The sequence below is a fragment of the Shewanella sp. ISTPL2 genome (assembly GCF_013283205.1).
Lineage (GTDB): Bacteria > Pseudomonadota > Gammaproteobacteria > Enterobacterales > Shewanellaceae > Shewanella > Shewanella oncorhynchi.
This window is the reverse complement of the sequence record NZ_JAAPAV010000001.1, coordinates 1,762,992-1,782,548: the sequence shown is the minus strand read 5'-3', so window position 1 is coordinate 1,782,548 and position 19,557 is coordinate 1,762,992. Positions and strand designations below refer to the sequence as shown.

The 19,557-nt window shown below is 45.7% G+C and carries 16 protein-coding genes; 8 read left to right on the top strand and 8 right to left on the bottom strand.

Annotation, left to right across the window (positions count from 1 at the left end):
* Positions 1–11: 11 nt before the first annotated feature.
* Positions 12–1,058, bottom strand: coding sequence for a DUF3626 domain-containing protein (locus HUB64_RS07995; protein ID WP_173496758.1), 1,047 nt, complete (start codon positions 1,056–1,058; stop codon positions 12–14).
* A 653-nt stretch (positions 1,059–1,711) separates the two neighbouring features.
* Between HUB64_RS07995 and HUB64_RS07990 the strand changes: the two genes are divergently transcribed.
* A complete protein-coding gene (locus HUB64_RS07990) occupies positions 1,712–3,256 on the top strand; it encodes a DEAD/DEAH box helicase (protein ID WP_131524303.1) in 1,545 nt (514 codons plus the stop codon).
* A 196-nt stretch (positions 3,257–3,452) separates the two neighbouring features.
* Here HUB64_RS07990 and HUB64_RS07985 read toward each other — a convergent pair whose 3' ends face one another.
* From HUB64_RS07985 to HUB64_RS07975, 3 genes are all read right to left on the bottom strand, one after another.
* Positions 3,453–4,526 (bottom strand): hypothetical protein, encoded by a 1,074-nt coding sequence (locus tag HUB64_RS07985; protein ID WP_173496757.1) that lies wholly within the window; start codon positions 4,524–4,526, stop codon positions 3,453–3,455.
* A gap of 288 nt (positions 4,527–4,814) precedes the next feature.
* Entirely contained in the window at positions 4,815–6,191 is a 1,377-nt protein-coding gene (dbpA, locus tag HUB64_RS07980; protein WP_173497897.1) for an ATP-dependent RNA helicase DbpA, read from the bottom strand.
* Between the two features lie 337 nt (positions 6,192–6,528).
* Positions 6,529–7,401: a pirin family protein gene (locus tag HUB64_RS07975; protein ID WP_173242903.1), complete on the bottom strand. Its 873-nt coding sequence runs from the start codon at positions 7,399–7,401 to the stop codon at positions 6,529–6,531.
* A 625-nt stretch (positions 7,402–8,026) separates the two neighbouring features.
* Between HUB64_RS07975 and HUB64_RS07970 the strand changes: the two genes are divergently transcribed.
* Positions 8,027–8,578 carry an outer membrane beta-barrel protein gene (locus tag HUB64_RS07970; protein WP_173242900.1) on the top strand — a complete coding sequence of 184 codons (552 nt, stop codon included), beginning with the start codon at positions 8,027–8,029 and terminating at the stop codon, positions 8,576–8,578.
* A gap of 354 nt (positions 8,579–8,932) precedes the next feature.
* Here the strand turns inward: HUB64_RS07970 and prmC are convergent, their stop codons facing one another.
* Genes prmC through hemA form a run of 3 tightly spaced genes read right to left on the bottom strand, consistent with a single transcriptional unit; the run spans position 8,933 to position 12,140 of the window.
* Positions 8,933–9,781 (bottom strand): peptide chain release factor N(5)-glutamine methyltransferase, encoded by an 849-nt coding sequence (prmC, locus tag HUB64_RS07965; protein ID WP_113939044.1) that lies wholly within the window; start codon positions 9,779–9,781, stop codon positions 8,933–8,935.
* Between the two features lie 2 nt (positions 9,782–9,783).
* Positions 9,784–10,875 carry a peptide chain release factor 1 gene (gene prfA, locus HUB64_RS07960; protein WP_113939045.1) on the bottom strand — a complete coding sequence of 364 codons (1,092 nt, stop codon included), beginning with the start codon at positions 10,873–10,875 and terminating at the stop codon, positions 9,784–9,786.
* 14 nt (positions 10,876–10,889) lie between these two features.
* Positions 10,890–12,140, bottom strand: coding sequence for a glutamyl-tRNA reductase (gene hemA / locus HUB64_RS07955; RefSeq protein WP_028761678.1), 1,251 nt, complete (start codon positions 12,138–12,140; stop codon positions 10,890–10,892).
* 253 nt (positions 12,141–12,393) lie between these two features.
* Between hemA and lolB the strand changes: the two genes are divergently transcribed.
* The 3 genes from lolB to HUB64_RS07940 all read left to right on the top strand — a co-directional run bounded on the left by lolB (position 12,394) and on the right by HUB64_RS07940 (position 14,954).
* The gene (gene lolB / locus HUB64_RS07950) at positions 12,394–13,038 is read left to right on the top strand and encodes a lipoprotein insertase outer membrane protein LolB (protein WP_173496756.1); all 645 of its coding nucleotides are present in this window, start codon (positions 12,394–12,396) and stop codon (positions 13,036–13,038) included.
* A gap of 1 nt (position 13,039) precedes the next feature.
* Positions 13,040–13,894: a 4-(cytidine 5'-diphospho)-2-C-methyl-D-erythritol kinase gene (gene ispE, locus HUB64_RS07945; protein ID WP_173242894.1), complete on the top strand. Its 855-nt coding sequence runs from the start codon at positions 13,040–13,042 to the stop codon at positions 13,892–13,894.
* A 112-nt stretch (positions 13,895–14,006) separates the two neighbouring features.
* Positions 14,007–14,954, top strand: coding sequence for a ribose-phosphate pyrophosphokinase (locus HUB64_RS07940; protein ID WP_006080255.1), 948 nt, complete (start codon positions 14,007–14,009; stop codon positions 14,952–14,954).
* A 185-nt stretch (positions 14,955–15,139) separates the two neighbouring features.
* Here the strand turns inward: HUB64_RS07940 and HUB64_RS07935 are convergent, their stop codons facing one another.
* Positions 15,140–17,002, bottom strand: coding sequence for a methyl-accepting chemotaxis protein (locus HUB64_RS07935; RefSeq protein ID WP_173496755.1), 1,863 nt, complete (start codon positions 17,000–17,002; stop codon positions 15,140–15,142).
* 439 nt (positions 17,003–17,441) lie between these two features.
* Here HUB64_RS07935 and HUB64_RS07930 point away from each other — a divergent pair, with 439 nt between their 5' ends.
* The 3 genes from HUB64_RS07930 to HUB64_RS07920 are packed head-to-tail and all read left to right on the top strand — an operon-like array spanning position 17,442 to position 19,512.
* Positions 17,442–17,975, top strand: a complete 534-nt coding sequence (locus HUB64_RS07930; protein ID WP_105250152.1) for an RNA polymerase sigma factor — start codon at positions 17,442–17,444, stop codon at positions 17,973–17,975.
* Positions 17,975–18,559 carry an anti-sigma factor gene (locus HUB64_RS07925; RefSeq protein WP_113939048.1) on the top strand — a complete coding sequence of 195 codons (585 nt, stop codon included), beginning with the start codon at positions 17,975–17,977 and terminating at the stop codon, positions 18,557–18,559. The genes HUB64_RS07930 and HUB64_RS07925 overlap by 1 nt, the downstream gene beginning before the upstream one ends.
* On the top strand, positions 18,556–19,512 hold the full coding sequence (locus HUB64_RS07920) for a DUF4097 family beta strand repeat-containing protein (RefSeq protein WP_105250154.1): 957 nt from the start codon (positions 18,556–18,558) through the stop codon (positions 19,510–19,512). The genes HUB64_RS07925 and HUB64_RS07920 overlap by 4 nt, the downstream gene beginning before the upstream one ends.
* Positions 19,513–19,557 lie beyond the last annotated feature (45 nt).

The following is a 19,557-nucleotide window of genomic DNA, read 5'->3' as shown; positions in this document are numbered from 1 at the left end:
AGAGTTCGCGCTTATTGCACTCCACCGTATTTCACTAGTACATGCCAGAGCAACTTAAGTTCATGGGCGACTTGCGCACGATTACCGCGCTCACGCCAATGCTGGGGGGAATGGTATAAATCCCGCGCCGCCACGCCTATGGCATGGGCATCAACTCTGTCTTCTATGGCAATCCGATTAGCCAGCGATGGCATAGTTGGCCCACGGAAATCACTGGGGATCTGCGCCGTATGCAGGCTAAAGCCACCATGATATTGCAGCTCAATATCATATTTATCGCAAATTTTACTTAAGCTTGCGCCAATATCAGTACCCTTAAAACTGGGATCCGCCACCAGCATGGCGATATCTTCATCGAGGGAAACATCGCCATGGATCTGCGCCTCTATATAATGGTCAAGATTATTCGATAGCGGCCGCTCGAAACGTGACAGCAAGGAAGCATTGAGCTGATGCCCCAAATAATGGATCACATTCAGCGGCTTAAAGTCGGATTTGCCTAAGGCATAGTGACGCTCAAAACTCTCAGTCAGCAGCGCCGCTAAAATATCATCGAAACATGACAGTGTGCCCTTCTCTTTCGGATTACGATACGAGTCGAGATAACTAAAGGTTGAGCGCGCCATCGCACTCGTATGAGTCAGAAAATAGCAGCTACCAAAGCGCGGCGCAGGGCCGTCCTGCCACATTCCCAGATCGAGTGCACCGTATTTAGGCCGAGATTTAGTGCCCTTGTATACATCCCCAAAAAGCTGATTTTCCCAATGATCCCGCGGGCCACCTAACTCAGGTGACAACTGACCATTGGAAATATGCGTCTCAAACTGGCTACGGTATTGACCATCGCGCAGTAAACCTTCGGCAACCGTCATACCACGGCTATCGATTCTATCGGGGTGAAAATGCAGCGCAATTCGGCCACAGTTGAGCAATTGTTTAAGCGCGAGTTGCATCTCATGCATGGGGATATTTGACATCTGCTGCACATTTTTAATCACAGCGACGGCTTGTTCACTGCGTCCTCGTGCAAGGCGTTCAATATGCTGTATCGCTGTCATAATCCACCTATAAATGAGAGGCGTTTAACCGTTCCTACAATGCCTCATCCTAAAATAAACGTGAGATAAATCGCAAGCATGCAGAGAACTGCTCTTAAGCCACTCCATCTAAATAACTAAGTTAAACATGAATGACTCGGTTAAACATGAATGACTCAGTTAAACGTGACTGTGAAAACACTCAATAATTCTTTCGCTCGGTTCATTGTTAAAAATTCAGCAAATAACATCAATCACGAACTGAACAAATAGCTAAACCAATTGCGTCATTGATTAATTCTACTCCAATCGACTTTAGTTTATACCACTCTCATTATTGTAGCGTGATCTACCGCTAACTCATTCTAACTCTAGATAAAAAAATACCTATGACTTCAATTGATATGATGAAATAAGCCTAATAGTCATCTTGTTCCTTGAAATCAATTAACTTCCATAACCTCAAACTCTGCCATCTAAACTTGCGCCTAAAAGATAAGCGAGGCCGAGTGAAAGCCGCCGACAAGCGATTTATGTGCCAATATGAATGAAACCCAACCCAAAAACCTTTATTAGATGGCACTTAAAGCCCTGATCCTGTAAGCTGCACGCCCGCCAGCAGACCTGGCTATTGACCATAAATGCAGCACAGTGTTGCCACAAGAGACCAATCTATGAGTTTTACCTCCCTGGGCTTATCGGCCCCGATACTTAAAGCCGTTGCCGAACAAGGCTACGACACACCTTCGCCAATCCAAGCTCAAGCAATTCCCGCTGTGCTTCAAGGCAAAGATGTGATGGCGGCCGCCCAAACAGGAACAGGTAAAACAGCAGGTTTCACCCTACCTATGCTCGAACTCCTAAGTAAAGGTAACCGTGCCCAAGCAGGCCAAGTGCGCGCATTAGTGTTAACTCCGACACGCGAATTGGCAGCTCAGGTTGCAGAAAGTGTTGAAACCTATGGTAAGAATTTACCACTGCGCTCAGCGGTGATATTTGGTGGCGTGCCTATCAATCCACAAATCGCGAAATTGCGCCACGGTGTCGACGTATTAGTCGCGACGCCTGGTCGATTGATGGATCTATATAATCAAAAAGCGGTGAAATTCAGCCAGCTTGAGATCTTAGTGTTAGATGAAGCCGACCGCATGCTCGACATGGGCTTTATCCGCGACATCCGTAAGATTTTGGCCATTTTACCTAAGCAACGTCAAAACCTGATGTTTTCGGCCACCTTCTCCGATGAAATTCGTGAGCTGGCAAAAGGCTTAGTCAACAATCCGGTCGAAATTTCGGTCACGCCACGTAACGCGGCAGCGACCACAGTAAAACAATGGGTTTGCCCAGTTGATAAGAGCCAAAAATCGGCACTCTTGATCCAACTCATCAAGCAAAACGATTGGCAACAAGTGTTGGTATTCTCGCGCACTAAACATGGCGCTAACCGTCTGGCGAAAAGCCTTGAAGAGGCAGGTATCAAAGCCGCCGCTATCCACGGTAACAAGAGCCAAACCGCCCGTACTAAAGCCTTGGCCGACTTTAAAAATGGTCAAGCTCGCGTACTGGTTGCAACCGATATTGCTGCCCGCGGTTTAGACATAGACCAATTACCACAAGTGGTTAACTTCGACTTACCGAACGTGCCAGAAGATTATGTGCATCGTATCGGCCGTACTGGCCGCGCTGGCGCATCGGGTCAAGCCGTGTCACTGGTAAGTAACGAAGAAATCAAACTGCTAAACGATATCGAGCGTTTAATCAATCGCGTATTAGACCGTGAAATGGTTGAAGGCTTTAACCATGAATTGCCAGAATCACGTTTAGGTGGCGGCGGAAAAAGTAGCGGTAAATCAGTACCAAGCCGTAGAAATACCCGCAGCTCAAACCAACCGAGCTCACGCGATGGTGCTCCAAGAAGCGCCGAGCATAAAGATGGTCAACGCAGCGGTGACGTCGCGCGCGGTCACAAGCCAAACGACAAGAATCCAAGACACAGCGGTGAAGCCAGTAGCGCCCCCCGCAGTGATGCCAAACCTCGTCCACCACGTTCAAACGATGGCCGAGCCAATAGCGCAGGCGCTAGTCGTCCAACTGAAAGCCGTTCAGGCGCTGGCGAAAATCGTGGCCAAGCGGGTGAGAATCCTTACGCCAATGGTCCAAAGAAAAACACCCGTCGCCCAAATAATGGTGCGAGTCGTCCAAGACACTCACAGGATTAATGCAAAAGCTAAGCGAACTTGCTTAGCGATTTAGCCGTATTAAGTCCTAAACAGAAACGCCCAACTCCGCATGGAATTGGGCGTTTTTGTTTGTCTTAGTTTGTCTTGATCGATGCTTAGCTCGTTATCTACGCTTTGAACAATAATCGGCTTGAACAATCACTGCCTTAAAAACAGCCTAAAACGGCAACCTAAGTTAATTCGCCTTTGTATCTGGCAACTGCTGCAGGACTTCATCCGTAAAATAAGGTTCATCTTCAACCCAAAAAATGTAGTCTAAGCCTAGGTAATTTTGCGCAAAATCCAGCAGCTCAGGCACAGTATTCTTTTTACCCGTTTTAGGATTAATCTGCCGCAAATTACCGTCTTGCACCGCCATACCTTTCACCAGTGTCGCTGGGTAATCTTTAATAAAGGCATAACTTTGTGCCATATGACTTTTACGGTAAGGCATCAGATCTGGGCCACCCACACCCATGTTGAGCGATTTGGCTTGCGCAAATAAGCCTCGCATATAGCCTTTGTCATTCCATGGCAGCCATTCGTCTGGCAAAAAGTTCAAATACACCATAGCGGTTGAATGCTGAAATGACTCAGCTAATACCTGCATATTCTCGCCAATCGCATCGATATAGGCTTTAGGATTAAAATCACTGGGGAAGGTAGTCGTTCCATCGGCGTTTTCAGTCCCCACATCAATTGAGCTTTCACTAAAGTTAATGCCCGCAATTTTCCCATCAAACTCTTGGCCTAGCTGGCGCACCAATTGCTGATAACGCGCACGCACTGAGGGCTCCCACATTTTGGCTGACCAGCCATACTCATCATCCGTCACCGGTTTATTGGGATCACGCTCTGGTGCACTCAACATGCTTTGCTTCAACACACCGCCTTGATAAATAGGATCATCGAGCAAATAACGCGGCACATTGACTCTGGGCGTAAAGGATTTCTCTTGCAGCTGGATCCACAATTTTTTGCCTATCGAATCGAGATACGCAATATCGGCCCTAATCGCGCTGAAATCATATTCGCCCTGCTTAGGCTCTAAACTGCGCCAAGTATAAACAATCTGCGCACCGCCAAAACGGGGATCGCGTAGCGCCTTGTCGGCACGAATGTTTTCTCCGTTGGCCTCACGATGATTAATGTAGATGAAGTGCTGTAACGGTTGCGACTCTGACTTAGACTCCGGTTGCGGCTCTGGCTGAATTGATGCAGCGCTCGCTGCGCTTAAAAAGATGCTTAGTAAAATAGTCCATCGAAACATAAATACTCCAAACCGATGCAGCCTTATCACCTGACAAAGCCGTTAATCCGCTCATTTATTTTTTACTCAGAATCACTTCTAACACAGGCAAGCTGAGGGGCATATCAATTAAGCAGACAAATACAAAGTGTTACTTAATCGCCCAATAAGATTCGCGGTGAAGTAGACACAAAGGTGTAATGACTACCGCTATAAAACCGAACAAAAAAGGGAATAAACCTGAGTTTATTCCCTTTAAAAATAGAGCGAATTAAATCGAGGTACGATTCAAATCAAGCTATGCCAAACTTACTTCATTGGCCAAGCGCGGTAAGATTTTCCTTTGATCCGGCCGCCAGTAATTTTGTTCAGTGCTTTCTTGGCAACCTTACGATTTACGGCCACATAGGCGCGGTAATCGGTCACTTGGATTTTACCCACTTGCGAGCCTTCGATACCGTTTTCGCCTGTCAGCGCGCCTAAGATATCCCCTGGACGCAGTTTTTCCTTCTTACCACCATCGATCTGCAGAGTGATCATGGTTGGCGCTGAAGGCGTGTTGCCGAGCAGACTTTCTGATGGTAGTGATTCGCTGGTAATTTCGCGCTCTAAATACTCTTCTAACAAGGCAATTTTGTAACCGTCTTGGTCGTTATAGAAGGTATAAGCGGCGCCTTTACTGCCCGCGCGGCCAGTACGACCGATACGGTGAATATGCACTTCGGTGTCATAGGCGACGTGATAGTTGAACACGGCATCCAGCGCATCGATATCTAAACCACGGGCAGCAACGTCGGTCGCCACTAATACACAGGCACTCTTATTAGCAAATTGCAGCAGGGTTTCGTCCCTGTCTCTTTGCTCTAAATCGCCGTGCAAAGCCAATACGCTAAAGCCTAAACCTTCAAGCTCATCGGCCACTTTTTGGGTTTCGCGTTTAGTGTTACAAAACACCACTGCGCTTTCAGGCTTATGTTCTAACAACAATAATTGCAGCGCTTGCATACGCGCCTTGTCATCGTCTAAGTGATAAAAATGCTGGGCTATGCTTAAGCTGTCGTGATTACCTTCAACTTTAACCATGCTTGGGTCATACATGATTTGCTTGGCAATTGATTGAATTTGCTCAGGGAACGTCGCGCTGAATAGCAGCGTCTGACGCTCACGCGGGGCTTGTTCGATAATCGCATCTAGAGCGGGTTGGAAGCCCATTTCTAACATGCGATCGGCTTCATCGAGCACTAACATGTTGAGATTGCTTAAATCTAAGCGATTGCGATCTAAGTGATCGACGATACGACCCGGCGTACCCACAATAATGTGTGCACCGTGCTCCAGCGAGCCAACCTGTGGCCCCATAGGCACACCGCCGCAAAGTGTCAGTACTTTAACGTTATGAATACCACGGGCAAGGGTGCGGATTTCCTGCGCCACTTGGTCGGCCAACTCGCGGGTTGGGCATAACACTAAGGTTTGAATGCGAAAGCGTTTAACGTCTAACTTGTTCAGTAACCCTAAGCCAAAGGCGGCCGTTTTACCCGAGCCAGTTTTACCCTGACCTATCACATCCTGCCCCGCTAAAATGGGTGGCAAACTTTGCGCCTGAATTGGCGTCATCTCGTTGTAGCCCATAGAAGAAAGGTTCTCAAGCAGTTCGGGTTTTAGCTTAAGAGTCGAAAAAGCCATTGATGGATTAGGCTTAGTATCAGAGTTGCTCAAGGTGAATATCCTGTGGTGGGTAACGAAGCGGCTGCTAGGTTACTGAAATTGCGTTACTTATCGATTTAACTGGTCTATCAAGATTCAGGTTAGCTTTGGGCTAGCTTGAGTTTAGATTTAAGCGCTAGGCTCGCTCAACCCAAAAGCACGGCTATTGTAGCAACAAAGCGCGGCTTTTGCCTCAAGTCCTTAAGCAATAGACATAGCTTGCGTGAACAGCAACAAAAAAGCCCTGTAGGAATACAGGGCTTAAACTTAAATTGGCTTGGATTTAGAATTAGCTCAGTGCGACAGATTTAACAAATTACGCGATCTGGCCGAAACGCCCTTCTTGGTAATCGCGAATCGCCTGCTGAATTTCCGCTTGGGTGTTCATCACAAAGGGACCCATCTGGACGATTTTTTCACGGATAGGTTTACCCGCAAATAGTAACATCCCAGCGCCGCGCTCATCAGCTTTAAGCTTAAGCACACTTTGGCTATCGAGCACTAAAAACTCGCCCTGATGATGTTGATTTGAAGCAGATGACCACTGTGAGTCTTCACCTTTACTTAAGTCACCTTGGTACAAGTACAAGGCGACAAACTCATGTTGAGACAAATCAAGCGTGGCCTCAGCATTTGGCGATAGACTTAAATCAGCAATGGCTGCTTCGCCCGCTAACCCTTGAATAGCTGCACTAATAAGCGGTTGATCTTTAAAGCCCCAATCACCCGCTAAGGCTTTTAAGCTAGCACCCGTGTCATTGGCCACTTCAACGCTCGCGCTACCCGCAGTATCTTGATACTTCGCTGGACGCAGCTTGTCTTTGGCGGGCATATTGACCCAAATTTGGAATCCATGCAGACCATCGACAGCATCGGCCAGCGGCATTTCAGAGTGCACTACCCCGAACCCGGTACTCATCCACTGCACATCGCCGGCACGAATCGCCTTCACATTACCCATTTGGTCGCGATGCTCAAAACCGCCCTTACGAATATAAGTGAACGTCTCCATCCCGCGATGGGGATGTGCGGGGAAGCCACCGATAAAGTCTTGTTCATCATCGGATTTTATTTCGTCGATCATCAAGAAAGGATCAAATTTAGTCGTCACAAAATCGGCGACACGGCGAATATTGACCCCATCGCCATCCATCGCGGCTTTGGCGGAAAACTGACTTAATACTTTCATTGCTGCTCTCCTATCGGTTGAGCAAAGCGATACGTGAAACGCCAAGATCATACGGCTAACACAAGACGCAAACGCTTTGCTGATGGAAGCAGAATAACAAGGAAGTTTACAAAAGAATAACGCGAAATCACGACCTAAACATTCGAAAAAATAGAACGGTATGCAGGAATGAGCGAGTAACCTAGTGTTATAACTGGATAATAAAATAGTGGTTTAGTTGCCAAATCTCGCACTTCGGATTTGAACTCGTGGCAATCAAAAATAGCGTTAACATAAAAATCAAACCTTAAATCTGAATGAAATAACTTCCATTCATTAAAAATGTATTTCCGCACACTGTATACGAATACAACCAACACAAAAAATACTATAAAAATCTAATTTAGTTCATTTAGAAACAATGAGGATTTAACAATAATCACTGTTTACCAAGTAAAATACATAGCGAATTACTGAAGTCTAATAAGAAATAATAAATTATTACATTTGTTTCAATATAAACTTACAGACATCTGCCCACTTATCGGGAGACCATACGAAATAAATAAAAATCAAAACATTTACAATTAGCAACCAAATCTGTTACTTTTAGCGTTCATGGATTAATGTGATTACAGGAAGTACAATGAAACGCTTATTTATACTTTTAGCTTTACTCATTTCCACTACAGCATCTAGCGCAGACGAAACCCATGGTTTCTCTGCAGGCTTGGGTTTAGGCTCAACAGAAGACTATGGGGGGATTACCCATTATGACTTTGCCTATCGCTATCAATTCACCCCAGATTGGGGAGTAGAAGTAGGTTACACACCATTTCAAAGTGAGCCTTTTACCGCAGCAATACATGGTGTTTTTGACGATTACGTGTTGGAGAACTCTTATTCCTCTCGGCTTGCTGGCACATATACATACCAAATATCAGCAAGACATAATGCGATATTTAAGGCCGGATTATCTCAATCTAAAGCTAATTATCAATTGAATGACTACGGAAATAGTAGTGATGATGTTATAACTATAGAGGAGTATTCAGACGATGGATATGGCTTATATGCCGCATTAGGTTGGCGTTGTCGTTTTTATAATGGCTTCGAAATTATGACAACATTAGCCTACCAGGATTCTGGAGTATTTGAAATGACGAGCTTCACTGTAGGAATAGGCTACAGTTTCTAAAGCTATAAATTTAAAACCTTAATGCCAGTAAATACTGGCATTATGTTCCCAATAAAAATTTAATTTAGAATTCTAGAAAAAATCCATTTTTATCATAATTAATTACGTTATTTCTATTAACGCTATATAAAACTTATAGCAAATGCTGAAGAAAAATATCCCATTCCACAGCTGATTAAACTATATCTCCTAAGAATATTCATCTTATATTCACTGAAGACACTATTTTAAGAAAATACCCACACATAAAAAACGCCATTGCAGATTGGCAATAGCGTTATATTTGAGATGACAAGTTAATAAGTCTAAAGTCTCATCATTATTCTATGGGTCATCGAATTTATTTTTAGTAACTTATTCCGCCCATTTACCCATAGTGCATCTGTCATTACTGCCAAAGTCTCGCACTGTGGCGACATTCTCGTAGCCTAGTTCGATAAGCTTAGCCCTCAGTTTCACAGCCTGCTCAAAACCATGTTCGAGCAGGATATAACCGTTAGGCTTTAAGTAATCTCGAGCTGTGTTGGCAATATAATAAAGATCGGCAAAGCCTTCCTCGGCGGCGGTTAACGCGCTTTGGGGCTCGAAACGCACGTCACCTTGGTGCAAGTGTTCGTCAGCTTCATCAATATAGGGCGGATTTGAGACGATTAAATCAAAGTCCCGCGACTTTACGGCACTGAACCAGTCACTCTGGAGAATTTCGACCTGTGGCAGCTTTAAGTTCTCACGATTCGCGATAGCCAAAGCCACGGCATCATCGACTTTATCGACCGCGGTGATTTGCCATGACTCACGCTCAGACGCCAACGCCAGCGCAATTGCCCCAGTACCAGTGCCTAAATCGAGCACTTTGGCGTAGGTGGAAAGCGGCATGTTCAATGCAGTTTCAACCAAAATTTCCGTATCAGGACGCGGGATCAAAGTGGTGTCGTTGACGATAAAAGGCAACGACCAAAATTCGCGCTCACCGACAATATGTGCCACAGGTACGCCTTTTTGGCGTTTCTGCACCATTTGCTGGAAGCGTTTCCACTGCTCAACCGTCAAGGATTTTTCAGGCCAAGTGTATAAATAGCTGCGACTTTTATTGAGGCAATATAACAACAAAACCTCTGCATCCAGATGAGCGGATTCAGAGGTTGATGCTAACTGCACATAAGCCCATTGCAGGGCTTCGGCTATGCTAGATTGATCTGACAAAATTACCCCTGCTCGTCAGCCAGTGCGGCTAACTGATCGGCTTGATGCTCTTGCATCAGAGGCAATAAAATAGCATCGAGATCGCCTTCCATCACTTCGTTCAAGCGATATAAGGTCAAGTTGATGCGGTGTTCGCTCACGCGGCCTTGCGGGAAGTTGTAAGTACGCACACGTTCGGAGCGATCGCCACTGGCAACCAGACTACGACGGGTCGATTCTTCGGCGCTACGGCGTTTTTCGTCTTCAACAGCTTGAATACGTGCGGCCAGTACACTCATGGCTTGGGCACGGTTCTTATGCTGCGAACGTTGATCTTGGCATTCCACCACGATCCCAGTAGGAATATGGGTGATTCGAATAGCTGAGTCAGTTTTGTTAACGTGCTGACCACCCGCACCTGATGAACGATAAGTATCGACTTTCAGATCGGCTGGGTTGATTGAAATCGCTTCCGCTTCAGGCACTTCGTGAAGTACCACTACAGTAACCGCTGAAGTATGCACACGTCCTTGGGATTCGGTTTCTGGCACACGCTGTACACGGTGGCCGCCGGATTCAAACTTAAGTTTGCCGTATACGCCTTCACCGCTGACCTTCATGATCACTTCTTTAAAGCCACCATGTTCTCCTTCGTTGCAGCTCATGATTTCGATCTGCCAGCGATTCGCTTCAGCATAACGGCTGTACATGCGGAATAAGTCACCGGCAAAAATAGCCGCTTCATCGCCGCCTGCACCAGCGCGGATCTCAACGAAGGCGTTTTTATCGTCGTCAGGATCTTTTGGCAATAATAGAATTTGCAATTCGTCTTCGAGCTGCTCGAGTTTGGCCTTAGCGGCTTTCATCTCTTCCTGCGCCATTTCACGCATTTCAGCATCGTCTTCTTCCAGCATTTCTTTGGCAGAATCGAGATCGGCCTGCGCTTGCTGATAGGCTTTAAAGCCAGCAACAACGTCTTCTAACTGGGCATATTCTTTCGATAACGCACGAAACCTGTCTTGATCGGAAATGACGCTAGCATCACCCAGCAAAGCCATGACTTCTTCATTGCGCTCGAGCAAGCCTTCCAGCTTGCGGATAACGGATTCCTTCATTTAACTCGCTAACCTTAGTTTTTATCTAATCCAAGCGCTGATCTTAACTGACCGAGAGTATTCAAATCGCCCTGACGACTCGCTGCCGTGAGGGCCTGTGTCGGTGCGTGGATAAGTTTGTTGGTCAGGCGATTGGCTAGTTCAATCAATACCTGCTCAGTGTCTGAGCCCTGGGCTAATTTATTCAAGGCGCGTTCCACTAACTCATCTTTTACCGCCATGCTCTGGCTGCGATACTCGCGAATACTGTCGACCGACTCTAAAGAACGGATCCAATCCATAAATAGGAAAGATTGTTCTTCAGTAATTACTTCAGCTTGCTCGGCGGCTTCTTTTCGAGAAGCCATATTCTGTTCAATAATGCTATGCAGGTCGTCCACTGTATACAGAAACGCGTCATCCAAATCGGCGACTTCCGGCTCAATATCCCGGGGAACTGCTATATCAACCAATAACATAGGTTGATGGCGACGCTGCTTTAGCGCTTTTTCGACCATGCCTTTACCTAGGATAGGCAGAGGGCTGGCGGTAGAGGATATCACGATATCGGCTTTTGGGAGATAATCTGGTATCTGCGCCAGTGTAATTGCTGTTGCGCCAAACTCCTCGCACATGCCTTGGGCACGTTCTAACGTCCGATTTGCTACGACCATTGAAGCCACGCCGTTATCTTTAAGATGCTTCGCAACCAGTTCTATGGTTTCACCCGCACCAATTAACAGCACTTTAGTGGTCGATATCGATGAGAAAATATGTTTCGCCATGCTTACCGCGGCAAATGCCACAGAAACTGCGGCGGCGCCAATTTCAGTGTCAGTGCGGACTTTCTTAGCGACTGAAAAAGTATTCTGAAAGAGTCTATCTATGGTTAGCGCAACCGTACCAGCCTCTTTGGCCTTAACGAACGCTTGCTTTACTTGACCGAGAATCTGCGGCTCACCAAGGATCAAAGAATCGAGCCCAGAGGCTACGCGCATCAAATGCCTGACGGCATCTTGACCATGATAGTTATAGAGACAAGGTGCTACATCCTCATGATCTAGGCCGTGATACTCTTCAAGCCACGCAATAATGTCGGCCTCATCGCCGTTGTTGCAATACAACTCAGTGCGATTACAGGTCGAGACAATAACGGCTTCACCCGAGCGTGTACGACTGGCCAGACTCTTCATAGCGTCATGAATTTTGTCCGGAGAGAAGGCGACTTTCTCACGCAGGTCTACCGTGGCTGTTTTATGGTTAATACCGATTGCTACAAGGCTCATCTGACTCTTTCTAGATTCTTGGCGACTCTCTTAATAAGGGCATTCTACTGAATTGGCCCAACTAAAAACAGAATACGCTTAACAAAACCGAATAAAGGTCTAACTTCTTACCTAAATTTTCTATCAATAATAGGTAAGGCAAAATTTGTCCCAAGGGAGCAAATCTAAGTGACCGCCGATGGAAATTTTACGTTTGGCATTGGTATTCTTTCCAAGCCCTCGTATCATAAGGACTTTGGTATATCAGTCATAGATGAATAATTTGAAGCGCCTCACAAAAACCATTTTCTCTTGTTTTACCTTAAGCGCCCTACTCTTACTGGTGGGGTGTGAAACCTTGCCGCCGATGACTGACTTAAGCCCAATCACAGTCAATGATGCGCGCCAAGCCAAAGCTTGGGAATTACAGGGAAAACTAGCGATAAAAACTCCCGACGATAAACTCAGTGCCAATATCTACTGGCGCCACAGTGAAGATCGCGATGAACTCACACTCACGACTATGCTAGGTACAACTGTGTTGACGCTTAATTCAACCTCGAACTCTGCCCATTTACATATCGATGGCAAAGATTTTCGCGACGATAATGCCCAGCGTTTACTCGAGCGCGTCAGCGGTTGGTCCATCCCCTTGGCCGATTTACCTTTGTGGATCACTGGTCAAGTTGGCCTGAATGATCAAGTACTTGAAAGCGATAGCCAAGGCAAACCTAAACAGCTCACGAACACTCAAACCCCACCGCCTTGGCAGGTCACATTTTTAAGTTGGCAATCCCAGAGCGGCGCCAACGTGCCCCATCAATTAAAGCTTGAGCGTGGTGACTTACAACTCAAACTACAATTGAATCAATGGCAAGCCCTCGGCAAGCCTGCAATCATACTCGAAGAGAAACCTTAGCATGCCCGCAGCAATTTCACGCCATTGGCCAGCACCAGCCAAGCTTAACTTATTCTTACACGTGAATGGTCGCCGCGCAGATGGTTATCATGAACTGCAAACCTTGTTTCAGTTTATTGATTACTGTGACATGCTCGATTTTAAGGTCACTGAAACCGCAGAACTGATTTTGCACTCCAATATCTCTAATGTTGTCGCCGATAGCGATAACTTAATTCTGCGAGCCGCAAAATCATTACAACAAATCACAGGCTTTACTGGCGGCGCCGAAATCTGGTTGGATAAACGTCTACCCATGGGCGGAGGTTTAGGTGGCGGCTCGTCAGATGCTGCCACCACCTTAGTGGCACTGAACACGTTATGGAACACCCAATTATCGACCGAAGAACTGGCTAAAATCGGCCTTAAATTGGGTGCCGATATTCCTGTTTTTATTCATGGTTTCGCCGCTTTTGCCGAAGGTGTAGGTGAACGCTTGCAAGCGGTAAATCCGAGTGAGCCTTGGTACTTAATCATCGCACCCGATGCCCATGTTTCCACCGCTGAAGTATTCCAAGATCCACTTTTACCACGTGATACCCCGAAACTGGCCATAGATACCCTAATGAACCAACCTTGGGCAAATGATTGTCAAAAACTAGTCGTTTCTAAATACCCTCAAGTTGCCAAGGCATTAGGCTGGCTGCTAGAATATGCGCCGTCGAGAATGACAGGAACAGGCGCATGCGTGTTCGGGGAATTCACACAAAAGCAACAAGCTCTCGCAGCCTTGGCGAAATTACCGTCTGAAATGCAAGGATTTGTTGCACAAGGGATGAATCTTTCGCCGCTCATCACGCGACTCAGTCACCCTTAAACTACTTTCTTCTAGAGTAACCACTTAACGATAACGCCTCGGGTTCCTCCCGTCCCTACATCGTCGTTACTCTAGCCACTAAAATATAAAGCAAACGCCTGAGGTTCATACAGTGCCCGACATCAAGCTCTTTGCTGGGAACGCCACCCCCAGTCTCGCTAAAAAGATAGCCGATCGTCTATTTTGCAAACTCGGAGACGCAGTGGTTGGTCGTTTCAGCGATGGTGAAATCAGTGTCCAAATTAACGAAAATGTACGTGGAGCCGATGTGTTCATCATCCAATCCACTTGTGCGCCGACAAACGACAACCTGATGGAACTCATCGTGATGGTTGACGCGCTGCGCCGTGCATCTGCTGGCCGTATCACAGCTGTTATTCCTTACTTTGGTTATGCTCGTCAAGACCGTCGCGTTCGTAGCGCCCGTGTACCTATTACTGCAAAAGTGGTTGCCGATTTCCTGTCTAGCGTGGGTGTTGACCGCGTTCTGACCTGTGACCTGCACGCTGAGCAAATCCAAGGTTTCTTCGACGTTCCTGTTGATAACGTATTTGGTAGCCCAGTGCTGCTAGAAGATATGTTAGCGAAGAACTTAGATAATCCAGTCGTTGTTTCTCCAGACATCGGTGGTGTTGTTCGCGCTCGCGCAGTAGCAAAACTGTTGGATGATTCTGATTTAGCGATCATTGATAAACGTCGCCCACAAGCGAACGTTGCGCAAGTTATGCACATCATTGGTGATGTTCAAGGTCGTGACTGCATTATCGTTGACGATATGATCGACACAGGCGGCACTCTGTGTAAAGCGGCTGAAGCCTTAAAAGAACATGGTGCGAACCGCGTATTTGCTTACGCAACTCACCCAGTCTTCTCAGGCAAAGCGGCTGAAAATATCGCTAACTCAGTGATTGATGAAGTGATTGTGACTGACACTGTTCCTTTAAGCCCAGAAATGTTGAAAGTGGCTAAAGTGACTCAGTTAACTATGTCTGCGGTACTGGCTGAGGCAATTCGTCGCGTAAGCAACGAAGAGTCTATTTCTGCCATGTTCCGTCACTAATAGTTCTGTTACTGAACGTTCTGACTAATCTGAGTGGTTCCAATGCACAGCTTACTGTTTTAACGAATCACTAAGCTTGCAGAGCTAACCACTCAGACATAAAAACGCACTCCTCGGAGTGCGTTTTTGTTAGTGTATTTTTTAAGCCAGCTTCTGATCATCAGATGTAAACTGGCTTCTACACATTAGATTTTAAAATTACTCACCGCACGGAATAAGAACTCAGCCTGCGCCTTAAGCTCATCCGATGCGGACGCATTTGCATCTGCCGCATGGGATGACTCCTCAGCGATATCGCGGATCACCACCACGTTCTTGTTCACTTCAGCCGCCACCATACTTTGCTCTTCAATAGCCGCCGCAATTTGAGTGCTCATGTCCATAATATTACGCACGTCGTTATTGATAAGCTTCAATAAAGCGCCAGCACTTGCCGCTTGTTCAGCGCTTTCAACGCCTTGTTTTTGGCTAGATTCCATCAATTGCACAATCGATCGGGTACGCGTCTGCAGGGTTTGAATGATGTTAGCAATCTCTTGGGTTGACGATTGCGTCCGCATCGCTAAGTTACGCACTTCATCGGCAACCACAGCAAAACCACGGCCCTGCTCACCCGCACGCGCCGCTTCAATCGCAGCGTTCAAGGCTAAAAGGTTAGTCTGCTCAGCAATGCCGCGGATCACATCTAGCACGCTACCGATAGTCTCGCTGTCACGTTCCAATTCGTTAACGACCGCTGCAGAGCTATTCAGCTGCTCAGCAAGTGACTGGATTTTATGTATCGTTTGCTCAACCTCTAATTGACCACTTTGGGCATTATCGTGGGTCTGACCCGCTTTTGATGCAGCTAATTCGGTTGTTTTAGCGATTTCCTCAATCGTTGCGCCCATCTCAGTGATTGCTGTTGCGACCATGTCGGTCTCATTAAGTTGTTGACCCACACCTTCGGAGGCGAGCATGGCATTTTCTGAAACACGTTTACAGGAAGTGTTAATCGTTGCGACCGACTCAATCACTTGCTCAATCAGCTGTTGGAAGCTACTCACCATGCTATTGAAATGCTGTGCAATTTCACCAAGTTCATCTTGGGTAGAAGCATCACACCTCAATGTCAGATCTTTACTCACTTCGATGCGAGAAATGATCTGCGTGATACGCTCAACAGGCGCGATAATACTGCGGATAATCAAGTAGGTAATGATTGATAGTAGTAACGCAATAAAGATAAACACAGTAATACCGACATTAACACTACTACTCTCAGCATCATCAATGGCCTTAAGAGCCAAATTTTTCAAGTCACTCGTACTGCTCTCAGTTTGCTGGTTTGCAGCTAAAACTCGCGCCATAGTACCGTCATTTTCGGTCAAACCAAGCTGCTGTTCTTTATTAATTAAGCTTTTGAAATCCTTTTGATATTGAGTAATAAGCTCTTCAATTTTTCGTTGAGTATCAATATCGATACTCGAGGCATGAAGCTTGTCATTAAACTTACTAATATTAGTATCGAAGGTTTCGACATAACTTAGCTCACGACGCAGCATAAAATCCTTTTCGTTACGCCTAAGTTGCAGCATTGCGGCTTCGAGTGCGGGCTGATCAAATTCCTTGAGTAGCGTTTCAACGTTATGCACCGCAGCTCGTAACGTACCGTACAAACCTGTTTTAGGTGTTAAGCCAATCTCTTGTTGTAGCTGCACCACTTCAGAAAAAGCGGCTTGATACTGATTTAAATTACGGTCAAAACTTTCAAGTGAGGCAGTCGACACCCCATATTCTTTAAAGACTTTCTCTAACTCAGGGACAATACTGTCGATTGCCATGTGGCTTTGCTTATGCAGCTCGACATATTTCAAATCCTTGCGAGCGAAAAAGTCCTTTTCATTTTTACGCAAAATTAAGACGTCGCGCTCTAAATCAAGCACACTTTGAGCCGCGTTAGAAAGTTCCGATTTCACCGAATTTGAATAGAGTTGTAATCCAAACATGGCAATTAGTGCCGAAATAGACACTGCAGCACTGAGTAACAACTTTGAGCGGATTAGCATAGAAAGTCCCCGAATATATAATCTATCTTAAAAAGATAGCTGGAAATTAAGCCTTTAACAGCGCAAACATAGCAATACATTAAAAGTTCACATCAAATACTTTGATAGCTTGTCGATTTAAGCTCCCATACTGTGAGTACCGCATTATTTTTAACTTAGTTCTTCAGGGTGATCCCCTACCGTTACTACAAAGTATTTCGTTTTAATTACGTTAAATATACCGTCTCAAAGCAGATGTAAGTGTCATAATATCAATTGATATAAAATGAATTACTTCATTAGCTTAGCAGTACTTTTTCGGGCGAATTCTACTACAAATTACAAAAATGTTACGCTGGATAATTGATCTAAATAAAATATATTTTTTAAGGTTCCAAACCTTTTGTAGCGCCCACTGCGTCAAAACTACAACACTCAATCATTATGGCAGGAAATTACAGTGACAGCAGGGATCCTCCCACTCAATGGCTCAATGTCTGACTTTGAACTGGTCACCTTAGCGAGCCAAGGAGACAAAACTGCCTTCAAGTTGCTGTATCAAAGCCATTACCAACGTATTTACGCCCTATCACTGCGCCTTTGCGGCCATAGCGCTATGGCCGAAGAAATTACCCAAGAGTGTTTTATTTTAGTGTGGCAGAAGTTGCCACAATTTCGAGGTGAGAGTCAGTTTTCCACTTGGTTACACAGTATTTGTGTCAATCAAGCATTGAGCAGCATTCGTAAACAAAAGTCCTTTTGGTCACGATTTATTCCGCTGGAACATGAAACTGAGCCCTTAAGCTCTGATAGCAGCTATAGCGGATTAGATAAGTTAATTTTCAAACTGCCAGAACGCGCTCGCATGGTTTTCGTACTCTGTGCAATCGAAGGTTATCAACATGATGAAATCGCTGACTTACTTGGCATTGCCGTCGGCACCAGCAAGACCCAATACCATAGAGCTAAGCAACTACTACAGGAGATGCTGTAATGACGTTAACGCCGCTTTCCCGTGAACAACAGCTTGAGCAATTGATCAATAGCGCGCCCAAAGAGATGTCGCCTACACATGATCTGTGGCAAGGCATTGAAAAACGCATGGATAAAACGCTGATACCCCAAACGTACAAATCCCAGAAGAGTCACGCTTGGGCGATAGCGGCTTCGTTTATTATTCTAGCGGCATTGGGATATACCCAATTGCCCTATTTCAACTCATTCATAATGCAGCAGACAGAGCTTGCCCAGAACCAAGCTATGCCAGAGCAACCAGGGGATGCGGCCTTACATTTATTACTCACCCAAATTGCAACATCACACCAAGCGCAAGTGGACAACCTAGAACAGGCGCCAAATGCGCTAATGTGGCAAACGAGCAGCTTCAGCGCACCCGTTGAGCAAGGTTTAACTGAGCTAAGGCTCGCGGCAACACAGATTTACCAAGCTTTACAAGCAAATCCAACCGATAAACAACTTTGGCAACTCTGGCTTTGGGTGCAGCAGCGTGAGCTCGACCTATTACAACAGGGCCAAAAATTACCCATTAGAAACTCGACACAAGGAAACACCCTATGAGTAACCGCAATCTCACTAAAGCTAGCCTATTGGTTTCGACACTCTGTTTAGGCTTAATGGGCAATGTGTTAGCAGCACAAAGCGTTGATAAACAGTTAAGTGTCAGCAGCGACACTCAACTGCAGATCAAAGTCCAACGCGGTGATGTGACCATTCAAACATGGGATAAGAGCGAAGTGAGTGTCACTGGCACATTAGATGAATTGAGCGAAGGCTTTGTGTTTGAGCAACAGGGAAATAGTCTCAATATCGAAGACAAGATGCCTCGCCACTATAATGGCAATAATGACAAAGGATCACAGCTCACCATTAAAGTCCCAAAAACAGTTAAACTCAGTGCAGATACCATATCTGCCAATCTGCAAGTTGCCGAAACTCAAGGTGAACTGGATTTGAATACGGTAAGCGGCAATATCAACGCCAACAACTTAAGTGGTAAACCTGAGTTACATACAGTCTCTGGTGATATCACGACCAAAGCACTTGATGGAAAAATCAAATTAGAAACCGTATCCGGCACGATTCAGGACACTGACAGTAAAGGAGAAATGAATTATCGCCTCGTTAGCGGTGACTTAAAAAGCCACACTCAAGCAGAAAAAGTCACGATTGAACAAGTCTCAGGTGAAGTGAATGCTAACTTTAGTGTCACCAAGGAAATCGAGCTCAGAACCGTCAGCGGAGATTCACAAGTGTCACTCGCTAAAAACTTCAACAAAGCGAATTTAGAAAGTGTGAGTGGCGATATTACCGTGATCTTTAATGATGTTCCCGATGCAAGCTTCAACTTAAATGGTGGTCCTGGTGGAAAAATCAACAACGGTTTAACCCAAGATGTACCGCAAAAACAAAAATATGTACCAAGCACAGAGTTATCATTCCAAACAGGCTCTGGTGCAGCCAACGTGAAGATGAATACCATCAGCGGTCATCTGATTTTAAAGAAACAGTAATAAAAGCTATTTAGCACAAATAAAAATGCCGCCAAAGTAAAACTC